Consider the following 18,912-nt stretch of genomic DNA (forward strand, 5'->3'; position numbering starts at 1 on the left):
CAGGAGCGTCGACGCAATGTCCTACGACCTGACGATCTATGCCCCATCCAGCATCGACGCCGACGAGCTGGACGCGATCGTCGCAACCATTCCCGGCCTGACCGTCGGCGAACGCGGTGACCGCGAGGTGAGTGTGCTGCGGGGCAAGCAGGAGAACTATGCGTTCACCGTGTTCGGTCCGTACGAGATCGATCCCGAGGATGTGCCCGACGACGTCATGCCGCACGTGCTGGAGCCCACCACCAGCTGGCAGGTCATCGTCGAAGGCAGCAACCCCGCCGAGACCAAGCCCGCCCGGCGCTTCGCGAAAGCCCTGGCCGTGGCCGCGGGGGGCGTGGCGATCGACGAGCAGACCGAGGAGATTCTCGGTGCCAAACGGGCCCGCAAAGTGCCGCGCCCCACATCCGAGCTGATCCGCATTCTCGACCTGCATTGGTACTCGCCGGAATCTGCACCCAGTGCCCCCAGGATCTGGCTGGAACTTGCCAGAAAGCTTCTGCCCGAAGCACTTCCACGCCGGTTTGGCAGCTACTATCCCTATCAACACCGGCTGGACCGCGATGGTGACGACGAATTCGTCTCCACCTATTCCGATGTAGCCTGGTTCACCGCGACGCTGCCGTGCCTGGACGGTGGGCTGTACTCAAACGTGTACGGCGGCAACATGGTCGACCATCTCAGGGTGGTCGCCGAGCCGTTGGACGAACCGCAGTGGCGGAACACGGTGCGGCGCTTCTTCGTCGAGTACGCCCGACGACGCGGCAGCTTGCTGGCCACCGGCGAAGTGCTGCGCAACCACAAACTGTCCGGACCCCCGGACCTCAGCTGGGACCGCAGCGGCACCCTGCGCGGCGCCGACGGAATTCTCGGCTTACCGGACCCGCCGATCTGGTGGACCTGGCTGGGCAGTGACTACCTGCCGTTGGTCGGTGACTACTTGCCGCCCGAGGACACGACATATTACGACGAGGGCGCCATGTATGTGCCCATCGACGAGCCCGCCGATCGCGGCCAACTGGCCGCACTGCCCGATCCTTTCCCGAAGTCGTTGCGCGTCACAGCAATTCCCTCTGAATACGGGCCGTCGAACCTGCCGACCAACAGCCCGGCAGCTATCCGCCCCACATCGCGGTGTTGACCTCCGCGTTGTGCACGTAGTTGCGATGGGCGATATGCGCATTGAGGTGCATGTCGAACACCACCTCGCTCATCTCGTCGGCCCAGCGTTGCCAGTGCTGCAGCCGCTCGAGGAACGCGTCGAATCCCACACCGTCCCAGGTTTGTTGCAGGCCCTTCAAATCGGTGGCGACTTCGTTCAGGCGGTCCTTCATCGTCTGACAGAACTGCCGCAATGCGTCGGCCGCATCCACCAGCTCGGCCTCGTTGACGGTGCGCCGCGCCACGATCAGAGCCCGCTCGCCGGAGGCGCGATGCTGCCGAGCGCGTCGGCCCCGGTGTCTTCCATTTTCGCGTAGGCCGCGGCCGCAGCGGACAGCGATTCTCCGATCCAGCGCAAGTCGCCGAGCATGTCGCCGCACTCGTCGTTGATCTCGGCCCAGATGCTCAGATACGCGCTGGCCGCCTGTCCGGTCCAGGTGCGGCCGAGGCCATCCAGCTGTGTTCCGAGCCTGGCACGCAGGCCCTCGATCTCGTCGGCCGCATCGGTGGCCACCTTGGACGCGTGTGTCAACCCCGCACAGTAGGCCCGTAGCTCATTCCCCGCCATCCCCCGCACCTTTCGAAAGAGGTCCTGGCTCAGGCTACCCTCAAACGCATGGCCGGTTGGCGTGACAACGTGACAGCAGAAGCCCAGGCCGATCTCGATGACCTGGTCGACGCCGCCGTCGATTTCGCGCTGGAACGCATCGCGTCGGCGGGGGAGTTCCTGCCCTTCACCCTCGCGGTGTCCATCGACGGCGAACGCCAAGCCCTCCAACCCAACTATCCCCGCGGCCAAGAGGTGCCGATCGGCGATCAGCTCGCCGCGCAGTGGCGCGCCGTCGCCGATCTGAAGGACAGCCTGCGCGCCGCCGCAGTAGCACTGAATGTGACTCTGCCCGAACGGAATCGGGACGGCATCGAGATCACCGTCGAACACCGCGACGGGGTGGCCATCGGACTGATATTTCCCTACGCCATCGACGCCGACGGCGAGGCAGAGTTGGTGGCGCCCACCGCGCACCGCGAAGAGCCGCGGGTGTGGACGGCCTGAGCCGTTACCGCGCCGGCGGTAAATCTCGCAGCTTCGCCAGCGCCTCGACGACCCGGCTCTCCAGTTCGCCCACTTCGGCATCGACATTTTCATTCGCGAAAACCATTGCCTCGCTCAGGGCTTCGTTGATGCGTTCGGACACCTCCCGAGCGCCGAGGCCCATAATCCCCGGATCGATGCGTAGGTCCACCAGGCGCAGCTGACCGTTGACGGTAACCTCGACGGTGCCGGTCTGATCGCTGACCGCGAAGGCCTCGGTGCGCATCCGCTCGACCTGCTCGTCGAGTAGTGACAGCACCGAGTTCCATTGCTGCAGCAGCTGCTCGACCTCCGGGCGCACGACTGCTAGAACCGGATGGAGAACACCGAGACCGCCGGCTCGCCGGGGCGCGCCGTGCGGTAGCCGCCGCGGCTCAGCGCGTCCGTAGGCGCGGTCATCGGCTCGAAGCAGACCAGGTCCTCGCCGGGTGGGGCGAAGATCTGGGTCGCCGAATACCCTTGCTCGAAGTGCACTTCCAGCCGGCGTCCGCCGCCGGACACCGCGAACACCGCACCTTCGGCCACCTGGTCGTAGGCATCGTCAAAAGCATTGTCGCCCAAGGGTTCTTTCTTGGCCGGCTGCTGGGAGAATCCGCCGGTGGGCAGGCCGCGCTCGTCGAGGCCCAGATGCCGCAACGGCGGTGTCTCGATGATCCACTCGCCGCGCGCCGCGTCGGGCACCCGAAGATACGGATGGAAGCCGAAGCACAGCGGCACCGCGGTCTCACCGGTCGCGGTGACGGTGGTGCGCACGGTCAGCGTCCGTTCGGCCAGTCGCACCGACACCGTCAGCAGGTGCGGGTACGGGAAGCCGGCCAGCAGCCGCGGCTCGGCACCGAAGTCGACCTCGACGGTCAGCTCGTTGGCCGACTCGGCGGCCACCCGCCAGTCGGGGTAGGCGGCCAGAGTGCCGTGGATCGGCAAGCCGTTGGGATCCGCGCGCACCCCGTTTTCACCCGGTGTCAGCTCGACGGTCACGTTCTCAGCGGTATAAGTGTTGCTGCTCAACCGATTTGCCCAGGGATACAGAATCGGGATGCCCATGGTCTTGCCGGCTTCGATGTAGGCATCCAGGCCGCGCCGCTGGCCGAGCAACTCCACTCCGGAGTCGGTCAGCGAGATGCCGATCATGCCCGCGTCCGGCACGAATTGTGCGGCCGCCGATGACGTGGGGTCGCGCAGGGTCACCACATGCACGCGGCCAGCCTAGCCGTTAGCGGCTGAGCGGGTCGTGCTGAATGCGCTCCGCCGGGGTGCCTTTGGCGATCAGTGCGGCCGTGGTCGCCTGGACCATCTTCGGCCCACCGCAGATCAGGATCTGCCGGTCGCCCCAACCGCCGTATTTGGTGACCACCTCGGGGAGTTGGCCGATCTGGTGGACATGCAGGCCGCGCGGCGGTGTGACGTCCGGGTAGTTCGTGGCCCACGCGGGATCGCTGTTGTATTCCGACACCGGCGAGACCGACAGCCAGGGGTTGTGGGCACAGACCTGCCACAGCGTCGGCAGGTCGTACAGCTCGCAGCGGTAGCGCGCGCCGAAGAACAGGTGTACCCGCGGGTTGTTCGCGTGGCGCGTCAGGTCCATGATCAGCGCGCGCAGCGGTGCCAATCCGGTGCTGCCGGCCACCATCAGGACGTCGCCGCCGTCGCGGTCGACGTGTAGGCCACCGTGCGGGCTGGACAACCGCCACCGGTCACCAGGTCGGCTTTCGTTGACGATCGCGGTGCTGACCAGGCCGCCGGGGACCTGACGGACGTGGAACTCGATCCCGCCACCGGGGTCGGCGGGAATGGCAGGACTGAGAAACCGCCACCGTCGTGGGCATTGCGGAACCTGGGCGTTGACGTACTGACCCGGGTGATAGTGCATCGGGCGGTCGAGTCGCAGCCGCACCACCGCGAGGTCCCGGGATACCCGCTGATGTTCTATGACGGTGCCGTCCCACCACGCGGGTCCCTCTTCGGCGTCGGCGGCCCCGCTCATCACTCCGGTGATCAAGTTCAGCGACTGGTTGGCGGCTTCGTCGACGGCATCTGTCCAGGCCCCGGGACTATGTTGGCCCAAGTGGGCGCGCAGTGTTGTCCGCAGCGCCCGCCGCAGCGACTCGTAATGTGCCGGCAGCACACCGTATTTGCGGTGATCCCGGCCGAGCTGGGCGAGAAAGGCTACCGGCTCCTGGGCGCGCTGCTCCACCAGCTCGCCGTAAACCCAGTGCAGTGCGTGGCCGAAAGCGGCTCGCTGAGCGGCCATTTCGGGCGGGAACAGGTCGCGCACCGAGCCGTCGATCGCGAACCAGTGCGTGTAGAAGCGATGGACCAGCTCGCCGCCGGCGCCCGAGTCGTCCGGGGCCAGCGCGTCGCGCAGTACCCGCAACGCAGCGGAGTCCTCTAATCCCACGGGGCCCGATTCTAGGCTCGCCCAGGCACGTCAGCCCTGGCCGACGGTGTTCGACGTGCCGGTGTTGGCGACATTCGGTGAGCCCCAGTGATAGGTGACGATGTTGTCGGTGCCCGTCGTGCTGATCGCGTCCGTGCTGTCGATCGTGACGCGATTCCCCTTGCCGGCGACGCTGAGGCTGGTGCAGTGGCCGGTGACGGTGATCGTGTTATCCACGCCGCTCACCGAGAGATAGCCGCCGTTGCAGGGGATCGTCTTCGTGGTGCCGGACCCGTTGACCTGCAAGGTGCCGTAGCTGGGGACGTTCGTGGGCAGGCTGCCGCCGGCCAGGCCGGTGCGGGTCCCGGTCGCCGCCAAACCCGCCACGACCAGCCAGCCGATCACGATGAGAAACCAGCAGGCCATCCCCACCCGCAGCCGTGGGCTAAGCGTGCCGGCCCAGTTGCCGTTCTCGTCGCGGTCGAGGTCGTAGGCGAAAGCGGTCACGCAGCGGGCCCGCGCCGGATTGCGCGTGTCGGCCAGGATCACCCCGTCGACGTATTCGCGACCGCGCGCCACCAGCTCGCCCCGGTGGCCGTCGAGTGTGTAAAACACCTCGGTCGTGGTGTTGGGACCGCTCCAGCGCTCCCGGGTGACCGTCCAATCATGTGCCATCGGCAGTCGTGTGTTGAAATGCTGTGCACGCGAGAGCTTTTCAGTGCGCGTGACGGTTGCGACCCGGCCCCACTTGAGCAATCCGATTCGCACCCGCGCGCCGAACAGCTGCACGGCATAAATCCCGGCCAGGGTGATTACCGCCGCCGCGGCGAAGGCCGCGGGCCGCCGGATCCACAGCACGACCGGGACGATCGCAACCGCGAGCAGCGTCCAGACGTACCACCAGCGAAACGGCAGCAGCTCGGCGAGCCAGAAGGTGGCCGGAACCCCGCGCGGCGGCGGCGCGAGGTCCTTATCCGTCTGATTCATGGACCAAAGTCCCCTATCGCATCGAGCCGAAAAAATCTAAACTTGAGCGGAACAGACTCAACCTTGACGGCGTTGAACAACGGGACAAGCATTTCCCCTATACCCGAACGGAGGTGTCTCGGTTGGCCAGCGACTCTTTTAACCCGACCACCAAGACGCAAGCGGCTCTGACGTCGGCGCTACAGGCGGCCAGCGCCGCCGGTAACCCCGAGATCAGGCCGGCTCATCTGCTTTTGGCGCTGCTGACACAAAACGATGGGATCGCGGCGCCGCTGCTGGAAGCTGTCGGTGTCGAGCCCGCGACCATTCGCGCCGAAGCCGAAAAACTTCTGCAACGGCTGCCGCAGGCCAGCGGATCCAGCTCGCAACCGCAGCTATCCCGCGAATCGCTGGCGGCGATCACCACTGCCCAGCAGCTGGCCACCGAGATGGACGACGAATACGTCTCCACTGAACACCTGATGGTGGGCCTGGCCACCGGCGACTCCGACGTCGCCAAACTGCTCACCGGGCACGGTGCCTCCCCGCAGGCGCTGCGCGAGGCGTTCGTCAAGGTCCGCGGCAGTGCCCGGGTCACCAGCGCCGATCCCGAGTCGACCTATCAGGCGCTGGAGAAGTACTCCACCGACCTGACCGAGCGGGCCCGCGAAGGCAAGCTCGATCCGGTGATCGGCCGCGACAACGAGATTCGCCGGGTGGTGCAAGTGCTTTCCCGCCGCACCAAGAACAACCCGGTGCTGATCGGTGAGCCTGGCGTCGGCAAGACCGCGATCGTCGAGGGCCTGGCTCAGCGCATCGTCGCCGGCGACGTGCCGGACAGCCTGCGCGACAAGACCGTCGTCAGCCTGGACCTGGGCTCGATGGTGGCCGGCGCGAAGTACCGCGGCGAGTTCGAGGAGCGGCTCAAGGCCGTGCTCGACGACATCAAAAATTCCGCCGGACAGATCATCACGTTCATCGACGAGCTGCACACGATCGTCGGCGCCGGCGCGTCCGGCGAAGGCGCGATGGACGCCGGCAACATGATCAAGCCGATGCTGGCCCGGGGTGAACTGCGGCTGGTGGGCGCCACCACGCTCGACGAGTACCGCAAGTACATCGAGAAGGACGCCGCACTGGAGCGCCGCTTCCAGCAGGTGCTGGTCGGCGAACCGTCGGTGGAGGACACTGTGGGCATCCTGCGCGGGCTCAAGGACCGCTACGAGGTGCACCATGGGGTGCGGATCACCGACTCCGCGCTGGTGGCCGCGGCCACGCTGAGCGACCGCTACATCACCGCCCGCTTCCTGCCGGACAAGGCCATCGACCTCGTCGACGAGGCCGCTTCCCGGTTGAAGATGGAGATCGACTCGCGGCCCGTCGAGATCGACGAGGTCGAGCGCCTGGTGCGCCGCCTCGAGATCGAGGAAATGGCGTTGGCCAAGGAGGAGGACGAGGCGTCCAAGGAGCGGCTGGAGAAGCTGCGTGCCGAGCTGGCCGACCAGAAGGAGAAGCTGGCCGAACTGACCACCCGGTGGCAGAACGAGAAGAGCGCCATCGACATCGTCCGCGACCTCAAGGAGCAGCTCGAAACGTTGCGCGGGGAGTCCGAGCGCGCCGAGCGCGACGGCGACCTGGCCAAGGCGGCCGAGCTGCGCTACGGGCGCATCCCCGAGGTGGAGAAGAAGCTCGACGCCGCACTGCCGCATGCCGAGGCCCGCGAGAACGTGATGCTCAAGGAGGAGGTCGGACCCGACGACATCGCCGATGTGGTGTCGGCGTGGACGGGCATCCCGGCCGGCCGGATGCTGGAGGGCGAGACCGCCAAGCTGCTGCGGATGGAAGACGAGCTGGGTAAGCGCGTCATCGGGCAGAAGGCGGCGGTGACCGCGGTGTCCGACGCGGTGCGCCGTTCCCGCGCCGGGGTCGCCGACCCCAACCGGCCGACGGGGTCGTTCATGTTCTTGGGCCCGACCGGTGTCGGTAAGACCGAGCTGGCCAAGGCGCTGGCGGAGTTCCTGTTCGACGACGAACGCGCGATGGTCCGCATCGACATGAGCGAGTACGGCGAGAAGCACTCGGTGGCCCGCCTTGTCGGTGCCCCGCCCGGCTACATCGGCTACGACCAGGGCGGTCAGCTGACTGAGGCGGTGCGGCGGCGTCCGTACACGGTGATCCTGTTCGACGAGATCGAAAAGGCGCACCCCGACGTGTTCGACGTGCTGCTGCAGGTGCTCGACGAGGGCCGGCTGACCGACGGGCAGGGCCGCACGGTCGACTTCCGCAACACCATCCTGATCCTGACGTCCAACCTCGGGTCGGGTGGCAGCGAGGAGCAGGTGATGGCCGCGGTGCGCTCGGCGTTCAAGCCGGAGTTCATCAACCGCCTCGACGACGTCATCATCTTCCACGGGCTCGAACCCGGCGAACTGGTCTCGATCGTCGACATCCAGTTGGCCCAGTTGCAGAAACGGCTGGCGCAGCGTCGCCTCACCCTCGAGGTGTCGCTGCCGGCCAAGCAATGGCTGGCCCAGCGCGGGTTCGACCCGGTGTACGGCGCCCGTCCGCTGCGCCGGTTGGTGCAGCAGGCCATCGGCGACCAGCTGGCCAAGCTGCTGCTGGCCGGCGATGTCCACGACGGCGACACCGTTCCGGTCAACGTCAGCCCGGACGGCGACGGCCTGATCCTCGGCTGATCCCCTTGACGCCGAACGTGCTCTCACGGCGTGAATTGAGCAGCGATATTTCCGCTCTCAGAGCACGTTCGGCATGTTCCGACTAGCGGCGCCGATCGCCCAGCTCGAAGTCACGGGTCTGGGCGCCGGCGTCGATTACTGCCTGCAGCAGTTCGCGGGCTTTCGGCTGTGCGAGGGTTTCGCGGAACAGCTGATCCTCGATGCGCAGCCCGGTCGGCAGGTCTGTGGTGGCGGCGTCGACCGCACGCTTGGCGTTGGCGATGGCGACCGCGTGCGACGACGCGATGCGGGCGGCGAGCTTGTCGACGAATCGCCGCAGCTTTTCGGCAGGCAGCGCGCGGTTCACATATCCCCAGGCCTCGGCGGTTTCGGCGTCGATGTCCAGGCAGCCGAGGATGACTTCCAGGGCGCGCGCCCGGCCCACCAGCCGGGGCAGCCGCTGGGTACCGCCACCGCCCGGGATGATGCCGACCGCCAACTCGGGATGACCCAGGACCGTCGCGCCGATCGCGGCGAATCGCATGTCGAAGGCCATCGCGAACTCGCAGCCACCGCCGCGGCAGACGCCCTCGATGACCGCGATCGTGGCCTTGGGCAGGGTCCGGATCCGCTCCGTCATGGCGTGAAACGGCGTCAGCTCGTCGTGCAGCCCGACGTCGTCTCCGGTTTTGCAGGCGGGCAGGTCCAGGATCAGCCCGACGTCCGCGTGGGCAATGAAGATTTCCGGGTCGGCGGAGTCGACGATCAGCACGCGCACCTCGTCGTCGGCCGCGACCTGGCGGGCCAGCCGGTCGAACTCGTTCAGTAGCGGCACGTCCAGCAGATTGATCGGAGGGTTGTCGATCGTCGCCCGGCAAACACCGTCGGCAGCGGCGACGCGAATCAGCTGATAGCCCTGGTAGCCCATGGCCGAACCCTACGGGTCTAGGACTCCGAAATCTTCACGTATCCCCGCTGCACGAGCCGCGCCATCGCATTGCGGTTGATCTTGATTCCGGGGATCAGGTCGGCGTTGCCCCAGCCCATCGCATTGGCCGTGGCGCCGCAAAGCTCGACCTGCGCGCCCTTTCGCGCGAGTTCGACGATGACCGCCTTGTACGGGTTGCCGGTTGCGACGTGCCGGTTGGCGTTGTACGTCGGATCGTCGAGGGTGGCGTGCCCCGCGTTGGTGTGGAAAACGATGACCACGTGCGGCTGCACCTGCCATTCGGCGGCATCTGCGAGGGCGAGCCCCGCGTGCAGGAGCACGGCCGGCATATCGCCCTCGAAGGACAGCGATGCCACGCTGAACACGACGTTCACCTCGTCGAGCTCGACGGGGACGTCGATATGCAGCGAATCGTCTTGACCTGACACTTCTTACTTCCAATCGGCCGGCAAACCGATCGGACACGCAGCGTCCTGGCAAACCTTAATGTGGTTGTGACCAGGTCGCATTCTCGGTTCGGGCGGGGTAGCAGATACGCTACTTAGGATGGTCCCCCTTTGGTTCACGCTCTCCGCGCTGTGCTTCGTCGGCGCGGTGGTGTTGCTGTATGTCGACGTCGACCGTCGGCGGGGGCGCAGCAGGCGCCGCAAGTCGTGGGCTCGCTCGCACGGATTCGACTACGAGCGCGAATCGACCGACATCCTCAAGCGCTGGAAGCGGGGCGTGATGTCGACGGTGGGGGACGTTTCCGCCCACAACGTCGTGCTGGGGCAGATCCGCGGCGAAGCGGTGTACATCTTCGATCTCGAGGAAGTCGCCACGGTGATCGCGCTGCATCGCAAGGTGGGCACCAACGTGGTCGTCGACCTTCGGCTCAAAGGACTGAAAGAGCCGCGCGAGAGCGACATCTGGTTGCTGGGCGCGATCGGCCCGCGGATGGTGTACTCGACCAACTTGGACGCGGCCCGGCGGGCCTGCGACCGGCGGATGGTCACCTTCGCGCACACCGCGCCGGACTGCGCCGAGATCATGTGGAATGAGCAGAACTGGACGCTGGTCGCGATGCCGGTGTCCAGCACGCGCACGCAGTGGGACGAGGGGCTGCGCACGGTGCGGCAGTTCAACGATCTGCTCCGTGTGTTGCCGCCGGTGCCTGCCGACAGCGACGAGCCGGCCGGACTGCGCAGCGCGGCGCCCAGCCGTCCGCTGGCGCCGGCCGGACGGGCGGAATTGCCGCCGCGGCGCTCGGCGCAGGATGTTTCCGGGTTGCTCGGAGACGCCGCGCGTCGTGCCCCGGAGTCCACCCGCCACGACGAGGGCCGTACCGAAGCCATCCGGCGCCCTCCGTCGTCGACCGGGCGCAACGGCCAGCAGGCCAGCAACTTCCAGCGCTGAAAGCCCTTGCGCCGCAATATGTCTGATCGCGACGAACTAGCCGAACTGGTGCGTCAATTGTCAGTGGTGCACGGCCGGGTGACCCTGTCGTCGGGCAAAGAGGCCGACTACTACGTCGACCTGCGCCGGGCCACGCTGCACCACCGAGCTTCCGCCCTGATCGGGGTGCTGATGCGCGAACTCACCGCCGACTGGGATTACTCGGTCGTCGGCGGGCTGACGCTGGGCGCCGATCCGGTCGCCACCGCCATCATGCATGCGCCCGGACGCCCGATCGACGCCTTCGTGGTGCGTAAGTCCGCGAAAGCCCATGGCCTGCAACGCCTTATCGAGGGCTCGGAGGTATCGGGACGACGGGTGCTGGTCGTCGAGGACACCAGCACCACCGGTGGCTCGGCGCTGACGGCGGTGCATGCCGTGCAAGACGCGGGAGCCGAAGTCGTCGGCGTGGCCACCGTGGTGGACCGCGCCACCGGCGCCGCGGAGGCCATCCAGGCCGAGGGCCTGCTCTATCGCAGCGTGCTGGGCCTGGCCGATCTGGGGTTGGGCTAGGGCTTCGTCGCTGTGCGCCGGTTCCTTGCGATAGCAATCTGTGCGGCCACCTGCCTGACAGGCTGCTCGGGTTCCAGCCACGCCGTTGCGCCGTACGGAGCGCAGGGCGCGCGACTGGGTGAATCGCTGGCGCTGCTGGGCTGGAACATGTCGGTGTCGAACCTGCGCTGGGACGGCGACTACGTGTTGGTCGACGTCGACGCCTCACCCGCCGATCCCAAGGCGCCGCACGCCAAACCGGAGGACATCCGGTTCGGGCTCTACGGCGCGCTCGCCCACCCCATGGAAGCCGCCGGGCTGGGCAGCTGCGACAAAGCGATGGCCACCGCGAACGACATCCGGACACCGCTGTCGGCGCCCCCCGACCGGCTGACCGGCGCGGTGTGTTTGGGCCCGCTGACCGACCGCAGCCAGGTGCGCGGCGTGTACAGCTACTCGGAGCGGGACCGGATCGCCGACACCTCCGCGGCCTACCCCGCGGCTTTTCCAGTGGGGCTGATGCCGACCAACGTCAACGACACCGGCCTGGTCGTCAAGACCACCAGCCTGTCGGCCTGGCACGGCGACGGTAAACCAGTGACCAACGCGCAACTCGGCGATCCGGGAGCCTTCAGCGGCGCCGGTTACATGCTGCTCGGGCTCGAGGCCGAGGCGGTCGCGGCCCGTTACCGCGACGACTCCGCCCGCCGCGGCGGCCCGATGATGCTGCTCGCCTCGCCGACGGTGCCCGGCCGCGGCCTGAACCCCGCTTGTGCCGTGTACGGGTCGTCGGTGCTGATCTTGCCCGACGCCTCGCTGGATGCGGTGCGTGTCTCCGCGTCGTTGTGCACCCAGGGCGAAATCAACCAGGCGTTGCTGTATGCGACGGTCGCGATCGTCGGCACCCACGCCGGGGTGTGGACCTCGCGATGAGCGAGCGATGAGCGAGCCCGGGCCGGGGCCCACCGAATGGGCGGTTCCACCGGCCGCCGGCGTCGGGCCCTGGGCAGGCGAGCCGCCCGACGACCCACGGTATGACCCAATTCTGTTGCGCGACGGCGACACTCGCAACGTCGTCGACGCTTACCGGTACTGGACCCGGGAGGCGATCATCGCCGACATCGACCGGCGCCGGCACCCGCTGCACATCGCGATCGAAAACTTCGGCCACGACGCGAATATCGGTTCGGTGGTGCGCACCGCCAACGCGTTCGCGGTCGACACCGTGCACATCGTCGGGCGGCGCCGCTGGAATCGCCGCGGCGCCATGGTGACCGATCGCTATCAACGGCTGTGCCATCACGACAGCACCGCCGAGTTGCTGGATTTCGCGACGGTTGCCGGGTTGAGCGTCGTCGCGGTGGACAACGTGCCGGGCGCCGCACGCCTCGAGGAAGTCGCACTGCCGCGCGAATGTCTGCTGGTGTTCGGCCAGGAGGGGCCGGGCATCACCGACGACACCCGCCTCGGTGCGGCGATCACGGTGTCGATCGCTCAGTTCGGGTCGACCCGCAGCATCAACGCCGGCGTCGCCGCCGGGATCGCGATGCACGCGTGGATCCGCCAGCACGGGGACCTCAGCCGCGCGTGGTGATCACCGCGTCTGCCGCGTCCTGTGTGCGCTCAGGGTGTCGAGTGTGCGCTCAGGGCGCCGTCAGCGCACACGCGAGCCGCCGTCAGCTCCACAGCGTGACGTGCACCTTCGGGCGAAACCTGGTCACCCCGACACCGGAGCCGCGAATCATCGCCTGGATGCACCGCGGCGTGGTGATGAAGCGGACCAGCTCCGACACCGCGGGCTGACGCGCCGTGGGCGCGAGCGTCGTCGCGCACCACTCGCCCGACCGGTCCAGGCCCGGCCCGTTCACATGCACCAGCCTGCCCGCGGCGAGGTCCTTGGCGACCGCGAAACCAATCGTCAGCGCGACACCGCCGACCCGCTGCACCTCCTCGAGCGCCGCCGCGTCGCTCTGGAAGATTCGCTGCTGTGACTCCGGAATTGCCAAGCCGCGCAGCATGTTTGCGATTTCTCCGTCCACGCTGCCCGCCGACGGCCCGAGCATCCACTGCTGCTGACGCAACAGCCCCGGCGACGGATTACCCGCGGCCAGTGGACTATTCGGCGTGACGACGGTGATGATCTGATATTTGAGGAAGGGCCGCAGGAAGATCGACTCGTCGGGCGGCGCCGAGTTCTCACTGGCCGGACCGATCGCGATGTCGACGGCGCGCGATGCGATCAGCTCACGGAAACGGCTCGTCGGGTGCACACTCAACTCCACCGACAGGTCGTCGGCCCGCGACGAGAACAACTCGATCAGGCCGGGCGCGGCGTGTTCGGCGAACGCCGTCGACGCCGCGATGCGCAGCAGCCGGCGCCCGTGCGCCGCCTCGGTGACCTCGATCGCGGTTTGCTGCTGCAGGCCCAGGATTTCGACCGCGCGGCTGGCCAGCCGCAGCCCGCCCGGCGTGAACGCCAGCCCCGCACCGGTTCTGGTGAACAACGGGTCGTCGAGTTCCTTGCGCAGCGCCGCGACATGCATCGAGATCCCGGCGTCGGAAACGCCCAGTTCCGCGGCGGCGGCTCGCACCGAGCCCAACCGAACCACCGCCGAATAGGCCCGAAGTTGAGCCGGAGTCATGCTTGTGAGCCTACTTTGGGATTTGTGCGAGACGTGCTTGCCGAGTTGATGAAGATTTGGCGTGCTGGTGGCACCGCTGGTGTGGGAACCGTGGTGCGCACCTTCCGCTCGGCGCCGCGGCTGCCCGGAGCCTCGATGGTGGTCGGGCCGGACGGGTCCGTGAGCGGTTCGGTGTCGGGCGGATGCGTGGAAGGCGCTGTCTACCAAGCGGCCACGGAGGTGACGCAGACCGGGACACCGCGGCTGGAGCGCTACGGGGTCAGCGACGGCGACGCCTTCGCGGTGGGCCTGACATGCGGCGGCGTCATCGACATCTTCGTCGAGGCGGTGTCGCAGGCAACCTTTCCCGAACTGGAGACGCTCTGCGAGGACGTCGACGCGCAGCGCCCAGTCGCGCTCGCGGTCGTCATCGCCCATCCCGATCCGCAGCGGATCGGCCGGCGCCTCGTCATCCGTCGCGACTCGGAGGCGGGATCGCTGGGATCGGCGCGCGCCGACGCCGCGGTCGCCGACGACGCGCGCGGACTGCTCGCGGTGGGTCGCAGCGAGGTGCTCAAATACGGGCCCGACGGGCAACGGCTCGGCGAGGGCATGGAGGTGTTCGTCGCCAGCTACGCCCCGCGGCCGCGGATGCTCGTCTTCGGCGCCATCGACTTCGCCGCCGCCCTCGCGCAGCAGGGCGCGTTCCTCGGCTACCGCGTCACGGTGTGCGACGCGCGTTCGCTGTTCGCCACCCGCGCCCGTTTCCCGGCGGCCGAGCATGTCGTCGTCGACTGGCCGCACCGCTACCTGGCCGCCCAGGCCGAGGCGGACGCCGTCGACGAGAGCACCGTGATCTGCGTGCTCACCCACGATCCGAAGTTCGACGTCCCTGTGCTCGAGGTGGCGCTGCGGCTGCCGCGGGTCGGCTACCTGGGAGCGATGGGCTCGCGGCGCACCCACGACGACCGGATGCAGCGGCTGCGGGCGGCCGGGCTGACCGACGCCGAGCTGAGCCGGCTCGCCAGCCCGATCGGGCTGGACCTGGGCGCTCGAACGCCGGAGGAGACCGCGGTCTCGATCGCGGCCGACATCATCGCCAGACGGTGGGGCGGCGGGGGCTTGCCACTGGCCCAACTGGCCGGCCGGATTCACCACGACGCGCCGGAGCAGCAGGTCACAGGCGAGTTCGAGGCGACTTCAACGATCCCTTAACTCGCTATTGACGCCCCTGTCAGAGCGGCCGACACTTGGGTTCCCCGTCCAAGTGAGGTGCGTCACATGCAGGTGCCCGGGCCCTTCGAATACGAACGCGCAACCAGTGTCGACCACGCCATCGGATTATTGGATCGGTTGGGGGAGGGGGCACGAGTAGTCGCCGGCGGGCACAGCCTGCTGCCGATGATGAAGCTGCGCATCGCCAACCCCGAATACCTCGTCGACATCAACGACCTGGCGCTCGAACTCGGGTACGTGATCACCGATCCCACCCTGGTCCGCATCGGTGCCATGACCCGTCACCGCGAGCTGCTGGATTCCGATCCGCTGGCCGCCGTCTGCCCGATCTTCCGCGACGCCGAACGCGTGATCGCCGACCCGGTGGTGCGCAATCGCGGCACCCTCGGGGGCTCGCTGTGCCAGGCGGATCCGGCCGAGGATCTGTCGACCGTGTGTGAGGCGCTGGACGCGGTGTGCCTGGCCCGCGGGCCGTCGGGCGAACGTGAAATACCGATCGACGACTTCATCGTCGGCCCGTACGAAACCGCACTCGCCTTCAATGAGATGCTCGTCGAAGTGCGAATCCCGCTGCGGCACAATACGTCCAGCGCATACGCGAAAGTAGAACGGCGCGTTGGTGATTGGGCCGTCGCGGCGGCGGGCGCGGCACTCACCCTCGACGGTGACGCCATCGCCGGCGCGCGGCTGGGCCTGACCGCCGTCAATGCCGACCGCAGTGCGCTGGCCGACGTCGCGGCCGGGCTGGCCGGGCGGCCGGCCACCGACGAGGTGTTCGCCGACGCGGGACAGCGGGCCGCGCAGGCCTGCGACCCGGTGACCGATGTGCGCGGCACCGCCGAGTACAAGCGGCATCTGGCCGCCGAATTGACCACTCGCACCTTGCGCACCGCCGCCGAGCGAGTGCGTGCCGGAGGGAATTAAGGCGATCGCCAGCGCGGCCGAGCCGGGTGCAGCGGGTCGCCGACAGAAAGGAATTAGCAATGCAGGTGAATATGACCGTCAACGGCGAGCAGGTAAGCGCCGATGTCGAGCCCCGGATGCTGCTCGTGCATTTCCTGCGAGACCACCTGCGGCTCACCGGGACTCACTGGGGCTGCGACACCAGCAACTGCGGAACCTGCGTGGTCGACGTCGACGGCGTGCCGGTGAAATCCTGCACGATGCTGGCCGTGATGGCCTCGGGCCACAGCGTGCGCACCGTCGAGGGCCTGGCGAGCCCGGGTCCCAGTGGCCGGCTGGACCCGGTGCAGGAAGGCTTCATGCGCTGCCACGGCCTGCAATGCGGCTTCTGCACGCCGGGCATGATGATCACCGCCCGCGCCCTGCTGGACCGCGACCCGGACCCCGACGAAGAGACCATCCGGGAAGCGATTTCGGGGCAGATCTGCCGTTGCACCGGATACACCACGATCGTGCGGTCCATCCAATGGGCCGCATCGCACTCAGCTCCCGTGGAGGCCGGCTCATGACCACCTTTACAGGGGAGGCATCTCGCCCGCCGTCACCGGAAGACCTGGCCGACAACGACCAGAAGCCCTGCGGCTACGGCCGGATGATGCGCAAGGAAGATCCCCGATTCATCCGGGGCCACGGCAATTACGTCGACGACGTCGTGTTGCCGGGCATGTTGCACCTCGCGATCCTGCGCTCGCCGTACGCGCACGCGCGCATCGTCAGCATTGATGTGACTGCCGCACAAGCACATCCGAAGGTAAAGGCGGTGGTCACCGGTGCCGACCTGGCCGAGAAGGGCCTGGCCTGGATGCCGACGCTGTCCAACGACGTGCAGGCGGTGCTGGCCACCGACAAGGTGCGCTTTCAGGGTCAGGAGGTGGCGTTCGTCGTTGCCGAGGACCGTTATTCGGCACGCGACGCGCTGGAACTCATCGACGTCGAGTACGACCCGCTCGATCCCGTGGTCGACGTGCGCACCGCGCTCGATCCGTCCGCGGCGGTGATCCGCACCGATCTGGAAGGCAAGACCGACAACCACTGCTTCGACTGGGAGACGGGCGACGCGGCCGCCACCGAAGCCGTGTTCGCCAAGGCCGACGTGGTGGTCAAGCAGGAGATCGTCTACCCCCGGGTACACCCGGCACCGATGGAAACCTGTGGTGCGGTGGCCGATTTGGACCCGATCACGGGAAAGCTGCGGCTGTGGTCAACCAGCCAGGCGCCGCACGCACACCGCACGCTGTATGCGTTGGTCGCCGGTCTGCCCGAGCACAAGATCCAGGTGATCTCGCCGGACATCGGCGGCGGATTCGGCAACAAGGTGCCGATCTATCCCGGCTACGTGTGCGCGATCGTCGGCTCGCTGCTGCTGGGCAAGCCGGTCAAATGGATGGAGGACCGCAGCGAGAACCTCACCTCGACGGGCTTCGCGCGCGACTACATCATGGTCGGCGAGATCGCGGCCACCAACGAGGGCAAGATCGTGGCGATCCGCTCCACCGTGCTGGCCGACCACGGTGCCTTCAACGGCACGGCGGCCCCGGTGAAGTACCCGGCGGGCTTTTTCGGGGTGTTCACCGGCAGCTACGACATTGAAGCCGCCTACTGCCACATGACCGCGGTGTACACCAACAAGGCGCCCGGCGGCGTCGCCTACGCGTGTTCGTTCCGGATCACCGAGGCGGTGTACTTCGTTGAGCGGCTGGTGGATTGCCTGGCGTTCGAGCTGAAGATGGACCCGGCCGAGCTGCGGCTGCGAAACCTGCTGCGGCCCGAACAGTTCCCGTACCGGAGCAAGACCGGCTGGGTGTACGACTCCGGCGACTACGAGACCACGATGCGCAAGGCCATGGACATGATCGGCTATGACGCACTGCGGGCCGAGCAGAAGGTCAAGCGTGAGCGCGGCGAGCTGATGGGCATCGGCATGTCCTTCTTCACCGAGGCCGTCGGCGCCGGCCCGCGCAAAGATATGGACATCCTCGGCCTCGGCATGGCCGACGGTTGCGAGCTTCGGGTGCACCCCACCGGCAAAGCGGTGGTGCGGCTTTCGGTGCAGACGCAGGGCCAGGGCCACGAGACGACGTTCGCCCAGATCGTCGCCGAGGAGCTGGGAATTCCGCCGGACGACATCGACGTGGTGCACGGCGACACCGACCAGACGCCGTTCGGGCTGGGCACCTACGGCAGCCGCTCCACGCCGGTGTCCGGGGCGGCCGCCGCGTTGGTGGCCCGCAAGGTCCGCGACAAGGCGAAGATCATCGCGTCGGGCATGCTCGAGGTGTCGGTCGCCGACTTAGATTGGGAGAAGGGCAAATTCCACGTCAAGGGCGACCCGTCGGCGGCGGTCACCATTCAGGACATCGCGATGCGCGCACACGGCGCCGGCGACTTGCCCGAGGGCATCGAGGGTGGGCTGGACGCGCAGATCTGCTACAACCCGGAGAACTTGACCTACCCTTACGGCGCCTATTTCTGTGTGGTGGATATCGATCCGGGCACCGCGGTGGTCAAGGTGCGGCGCTTCCTCGCCGTCGACGACTGCGGTACCCAGATCAACCCGATGATCATCGAGGGTCAGGTCCACGGCGGCATCGTCGACGGTATCGGGATGGCCCTGATGGAGATGATCGCCTTCGACGAGGAAGGCAACTGCCTGGGTGGATCGCTGATGGACTACTTGATCCCGACCGCGGTCGAGGTGCCGCATCTGGAGACCGGGCACACCGTGACGCCGTCGCCGCATCATCCGATCGGCGCGAAGGGCATCGGCGAATCGGCGACGGTCGGTTCACCGCCCGCGGTGGTCAACGCGGTGGTGGATGCGTTGGCGCCGTTCGGAGTTCGCCACGCTGACATGCCGCTGACACCGTCGCGGGTCTGGGAGGCTATGCAGGGCCGCGCCAAACCACCCATCTAGCCGCGCCGGCGACGACGCAGAGCGAGGGACGAGC

The 18,912-nt window shown here is 67.7% G+C and carries 20 protein-coding genes; 11 read left to right on the forward strand and 9 right to left on the reverse strand.

Translation table 11 applies throughout. The features are described from left to right. Nucleotides 1–16 precede the first annotated feature (16 nt). Nucleotides 17–1,138, forward strand: coding sequence for a hypothetical protein (locus AC5Y5O_RS00720; protein ID WP_096284197.1), 1,122 nt, complete (start codon nucleotides 17–19; stop codon nucleotides 1,136–1,138). On the opposite strand, the gene AC5Y5O_RS00725 is transcribed toward AC5Y5O_RS00720, so the two are convergent. Together AC5Y5O_RS00725 and AC5Y5O_RS00730 are read right to left on the reverse strand one after the other, a co-directional pair. Beyond that, nucleotides 1,113–1,403 (reverse strand): WXG100 family type VII secretion target, encoded by a 291-nt coding sequence (locus AC5Y5O_RS00725; RefSeq protein WP_165796289.1) that lies wholly within the window; start codon nucleotides 1,401–1,403, stop codon nucleotides 1,113–1,115. The two genes, AC5Y5O_RS00720 and AC5Y5O_RS00725, sit on opposite strands and share 26 nt — an antisense overlap. Nucleotides 1,404–1,405: 2 nt before the next feature. Beyond that, entirely contained in the window at nucleotides 1,406–1,726 is a 321-nt protein-coding gene (locus tag AC5Y5O_RS00730) for a WXG100 family type VII secretion target (RefSeq protein ID WP_165796290.1), read from the reverse strand. A gap of 48 nt (nucleotides 1,727–1,774) precedes the next feature. Between AC5Y5O_RS00730 and AC5Y5O_RS00735 the strand changes: the two genes are divergently transcribed. Further along, a complete protein-coding gene (locus AC5Y5O_RS00735) occupies nucleotides 1,775–2,212 on the forward strand; it encodes a hypothetical protein (protein ID WP_165796291.1) in 438 nt (145 codons plus the stop codon). Nucleotides 2,213–2,216: 4 nt separating this feature from the next. Here AC5Y5O_RS00735 and AC5Y5O_RS00740 read toward each other — a convergent pair whose 3' ends face one another. From AC5Y5O_RS00740 to AC5Y5O_RS00755, 4 genes are read right to left on the reverse strand one after another with little or no spacing between them, the layout of a single operon-like run. Further along, nucleotides 2,217–2,552, reverse strand: a complete 336-nt coding sequence (locus AC5Y5O_RS00740) for a YbaB/EbfC family nucleoid-associated protein (RefSeq protein ID WP_096284202.1) — start codon at nucleotides 2,550–2,552, stop codon at nucleotides 2,217–2,219. A 5-nt stretch (nucleotides 2,553–2,557) separates the two neighbouring features. Continuing rightward, the gene (locus AC5Y5O_RS00745) at nucleotides 2,558–3,448 is read right to left on the reverse strand and encodes an aldose 1-epimerase (protein WP_500023301.1); all 891 of its coding nucleotides are present in this window, start codon (nucleotides 3,446–3,448) and stop codon (nucleotides 2,558–2,560) included. A gap of 16 nt (nucleotides 3,449–3,464) precedes the next feature. Beyond that, on the reverse strand, nucleotides 3,465–4,649 hold the full coding sequence (locus tag AC5Y5O_RS00750; protein WP_096284206.1) for an FAD-binding oxidoreductase: 1,185 nt from the start codon (nucleotides 4,647–4,649) through the stop codon (nucleotides 3,465–3,467). Between the two features lie 30 nt (nucleotides 4,650–4,679). Further along, nucleotides 4,680–5,615 (reverse strand): DUF3060 domain-containing protein, encoded by a 936-nt coding sequence (locus tag AC5Y5O_RS00755; protein WP_243393746.1) that lies wholly within the window; start codon nucleotides 5,613–5,615, stop codon nucleotides 4,680–4,682. Between the two features lie 122 nt (nucleotides 5,616–5,737). Here AC5Y5O_RS00755 and clpB point away from each other — a divergent pair, with 122 nt between their 5' ends. Further along, nucleotides 5,738–8,290 (forward strand): ATP-dependent chaperone ClpB, encoded by a 2,553-nt coding sequence (clpB, locus tag AC5Y5O_RS00760; RefSeq protein WP_096290831.1) that lies wholly within the window; start codon nucleotides 5,738–5,740, stop codon nucleotides 8,288–8,290. A gap of 82 nt (nucleotides 8,291–8,372) precedes the next feature. Here clpB and AC5Y5O_RS00765 read toward each other — a convergent pair whose 3' ends face one another. Together AC5Y5O_RS00765 and AC5Y5O_RS00770 are read right to left on the reverse strand one after the other, a co-directional pair. Beyond that, nucleotides 8,373–9,197 carry an enoyl-CoA hydratase/isomerase family protein gene (locus AC5Y5O_RS00765; protein WP_096284208.1) on the reverse strand — a complete coding sequence of 275 codons (825 nt, stop codon included), beginning with the start codon at nucleotides 9,195–9,197 and terminating at the stop codon, nucleotides 8,373–8,375. A gap of 17 nt (nucleotides 9,198–9,214) precedes the next feature. Further along, nucleotides 9,215–9,646, reverse strand: a complete 432-nt coding sequence (locus AC5Y5O_RS00770) for a DsrE family protein (RefSeq protein ID WP_207768443.1) — start codon at nucleotides 9,644–9,646, stop codon at nucleotides 9,215–9,217. Between the two features lie 118 nt (nucleotides 9,647–9,764). On the opposite strand from AC5Y5O_RS00770, the gene ttfA reads away from it, so the two are divergent. From ttfA to AC5Y5O_RS00790, 4 genes are read left to right on the forward strand one after another with little or no spacing between them, the layout of a single operon-like run. Next, complete coding sequence (gene ttfA / locus AC5Y5O_RS00775) at nucleotides 9,765–10,613, forward strand: trehalose monomycolate transport factor TtfA (RefSeq protein ID WP_096284210.1); 849 nt, start codon at nucleotides 9,765–9,767, stop codon at nucleotides 10,611–10,613. Nucleotides 10,614–10,631: 18 nt separating this feature from the next. Further along, nucleotides 10,632–11,165, forward strand: coding sequence for an orotate phosphoribosyltransferase (gene pyrE / locus AC5Y5O_RS00780; protein ID WP_096284212.1), 534 nt, complete (start codon nucleotides 10,632–10,634; stop codon nucleotides 11,163–11,165). Nucleotides 11,166–11,177: 12 nt separating this feature from the next. Next, a complete protein-coding gene (locus tag AC5Y5O_RS00785; protein WP_500023305.1) occupies nucleotides 11,178–12,077 on the forward strand; it encodes a hypothetical protein in 900 nt (299 codons plus the stop codon). Nucleotides 12,078–12,084: 7 nt separating this feature from the next. After that, the gene (locus tag AC5Y5O_RS00790) at nucleotides 12,085–12,738 is read left to right on the forward strand and encodes a TrmH family RNA methyltransferase (protein ID WP_096284216.1); all 654 of its coding nucleotides are present in this window, start codon (nucleotides 12,085–12,087) and stop codon (nucleotides 12,736–12,738) included. Nucleotides 12,739–12,820: 82 nt separating this feature from the next. On the opposite strand, the gene AC5Y5O_RS00795 is transcribed toward AC5Y5O_RS00790, so the two are convergent. Next, a complete protein-coding gene (locus tag AC5Y5O_RS00795) occupies nucleotides 12,821–13,786 on the reverse strand; it encodes a LysR family transcriptional regulator (RefSeq protein ID WP_500023307.1) in 966 nt (321 codons plus the stop codon). Between the two features lie 24 nt (nucleotides 13,787–13,810). Between AC5Y5O_RS00795 and AC5Y5O_RS00800 the strand changes: the two genes are divergently transcribed. From AC5Y5O_RS00800 to AC5Y5O_RS00815, 4 genes are all read left to right on the forward strand, one after another. Further along, nucleotides 13,811–14,980, forward strand: a complete 1,170-nt coding sequence (locus AC5Y5O_RS00800; protein WP_207768444.1) for an XdhC family protein — start codon at nucleotides 13,811–13,813, stop codon at nucleotides 14,978–14,980. A gap of 66 nt (nucleotides 14,981–15,046) precedes the next feature. Continuing rightward, nucleotides 15,047–15,925 (forward strand): FAD binding domain-containing protein, encoded by an 879-nt coding sequence (locus tag AC5Y5O_RS00805; RefSeq protein WP_096284220.1) that lies wholly within the window; start codon nucleotides 15,047–15,049, stop codon nucleotides 15,923–15,925. 59 nt (nucleotides 15,926–15,984) lie between these two features. After that, entirely contained in the window at nucleotides 15,985–16,473 is a 489-nt protein-coding gene (locus AC5Y5O_RS00810) for a (2Fe-2S)-binding protein (RefSeq protein WP_500023310.1), read from the forward strand. Further along, nucleotides 16,470–18,878 carry an aerobic carbon-monoxide dehydrogenase large subunit gene (locus tag AC5Y5O_RS00815; RefSeq protein WP_500023312.1) on the forward strand — a complete coding sequence of 803 codons (2,409 nt, stop codon included), beginning with the start codon at nucleotides 16,470–16,472 and terminating at the stop codon, nucleotides 18,876–18,878. The genes AC5Y5O_RS00810 and AC5Y5O_RS00815 overlap by 4 nt, the downstream gene beginning before the upstream one ends. The last annotated feature ends 34 nt before the right edge of the window (nucleotides 18,879–18,912 follow it).

The sequence above is a fragment of the Mycobacterium sp. NGS40 genome, assembly GCF_059812735.1.

Coding starts and splice junctions, on each gene's coding strand:
- AC5Y5O_RS00765 (WP_096284208.1), bottom strand. CDS start 9,197: ATGGGCTACCAGGGCTATCAGCTGATTCGCGTCGCCGCTGCCGACGGT.
- AC5Y5O_RS00735 (WP_165796291.1), top strand. CDS start 1,775: ATGGCCGGTTGGCGTGACAACGTGACAGCAGAAGCCCAGGCCGATCTC.
- pyrE (WP_096284212.1), top strand. CDS start 10,632: ATGTCTGATCGCGACGAACTAGCCGAACTGGTGCGTCAATTGTCAGTG.
- AC5Y5O_RS00755 (WP_243393746.1), bottom strand. CDS start 5,615: ATGAATCAGACGGATAAGGACCTCGCGCCGCCGCCGCGCGGGGTTCCG.
- AC5Y5O_RS00815 (WP_500023312.1), top strand. CDS start 16,470: ATGACCACCTTTACAGGGGAGGCATCTCGCCCGCCGTCACCGGAAGAC.
- AC5Y5O_RS00720 (WP_096284197.1), top strand. CDS start 17: ATGTCCTACGACCTGACGATCTATGCCCCATCCAGCATCGACGCCGAC.
- ttfA (WP_096284210.1), top strand. CDS start 9,765: ATGGTCCCCCTTTGGTTCACGCTCTCCGCGCTGTGCTTCGTCGGCGCG.
- AC5Y5O_RS00810 (WP_500023310.1), top strand. CDS start 15,985: ATGCAGGTGAATATGACCGTCAACGGCGAGCAGGTAAGCGCCGATGTC.
- AC5Y5O_RS00805 (WP_096284220.1), top strand. CDS start 15,047: ATGCAGGTGCCCGGGCCCTTCGAATACGAACGCGCAACCAGTGTCGAC.
- AC5Y5O_RS00730 (WP_165796290.1), bottom strand. CDS start 1,726: ATGGCGGGGAATGAGCTACGGGCCTACTGTGCGGGGTTGACACACGCG.
- AC5Y5O_RS00790 (WP_096284216.1), top strand. CDS start 12,085: ATGAGCGAGCCCGGGCCGGGGCCCACCGAATGGGCGGTTCCACCGGCC.
- AC5Y5O_RS00795 (WP_500023307.1), bottom strand. CDS start 13,786: ATGACTCCGGCTCAACTTCGGGCCTATTCGGCGGTGGTTCGGTTGGGC.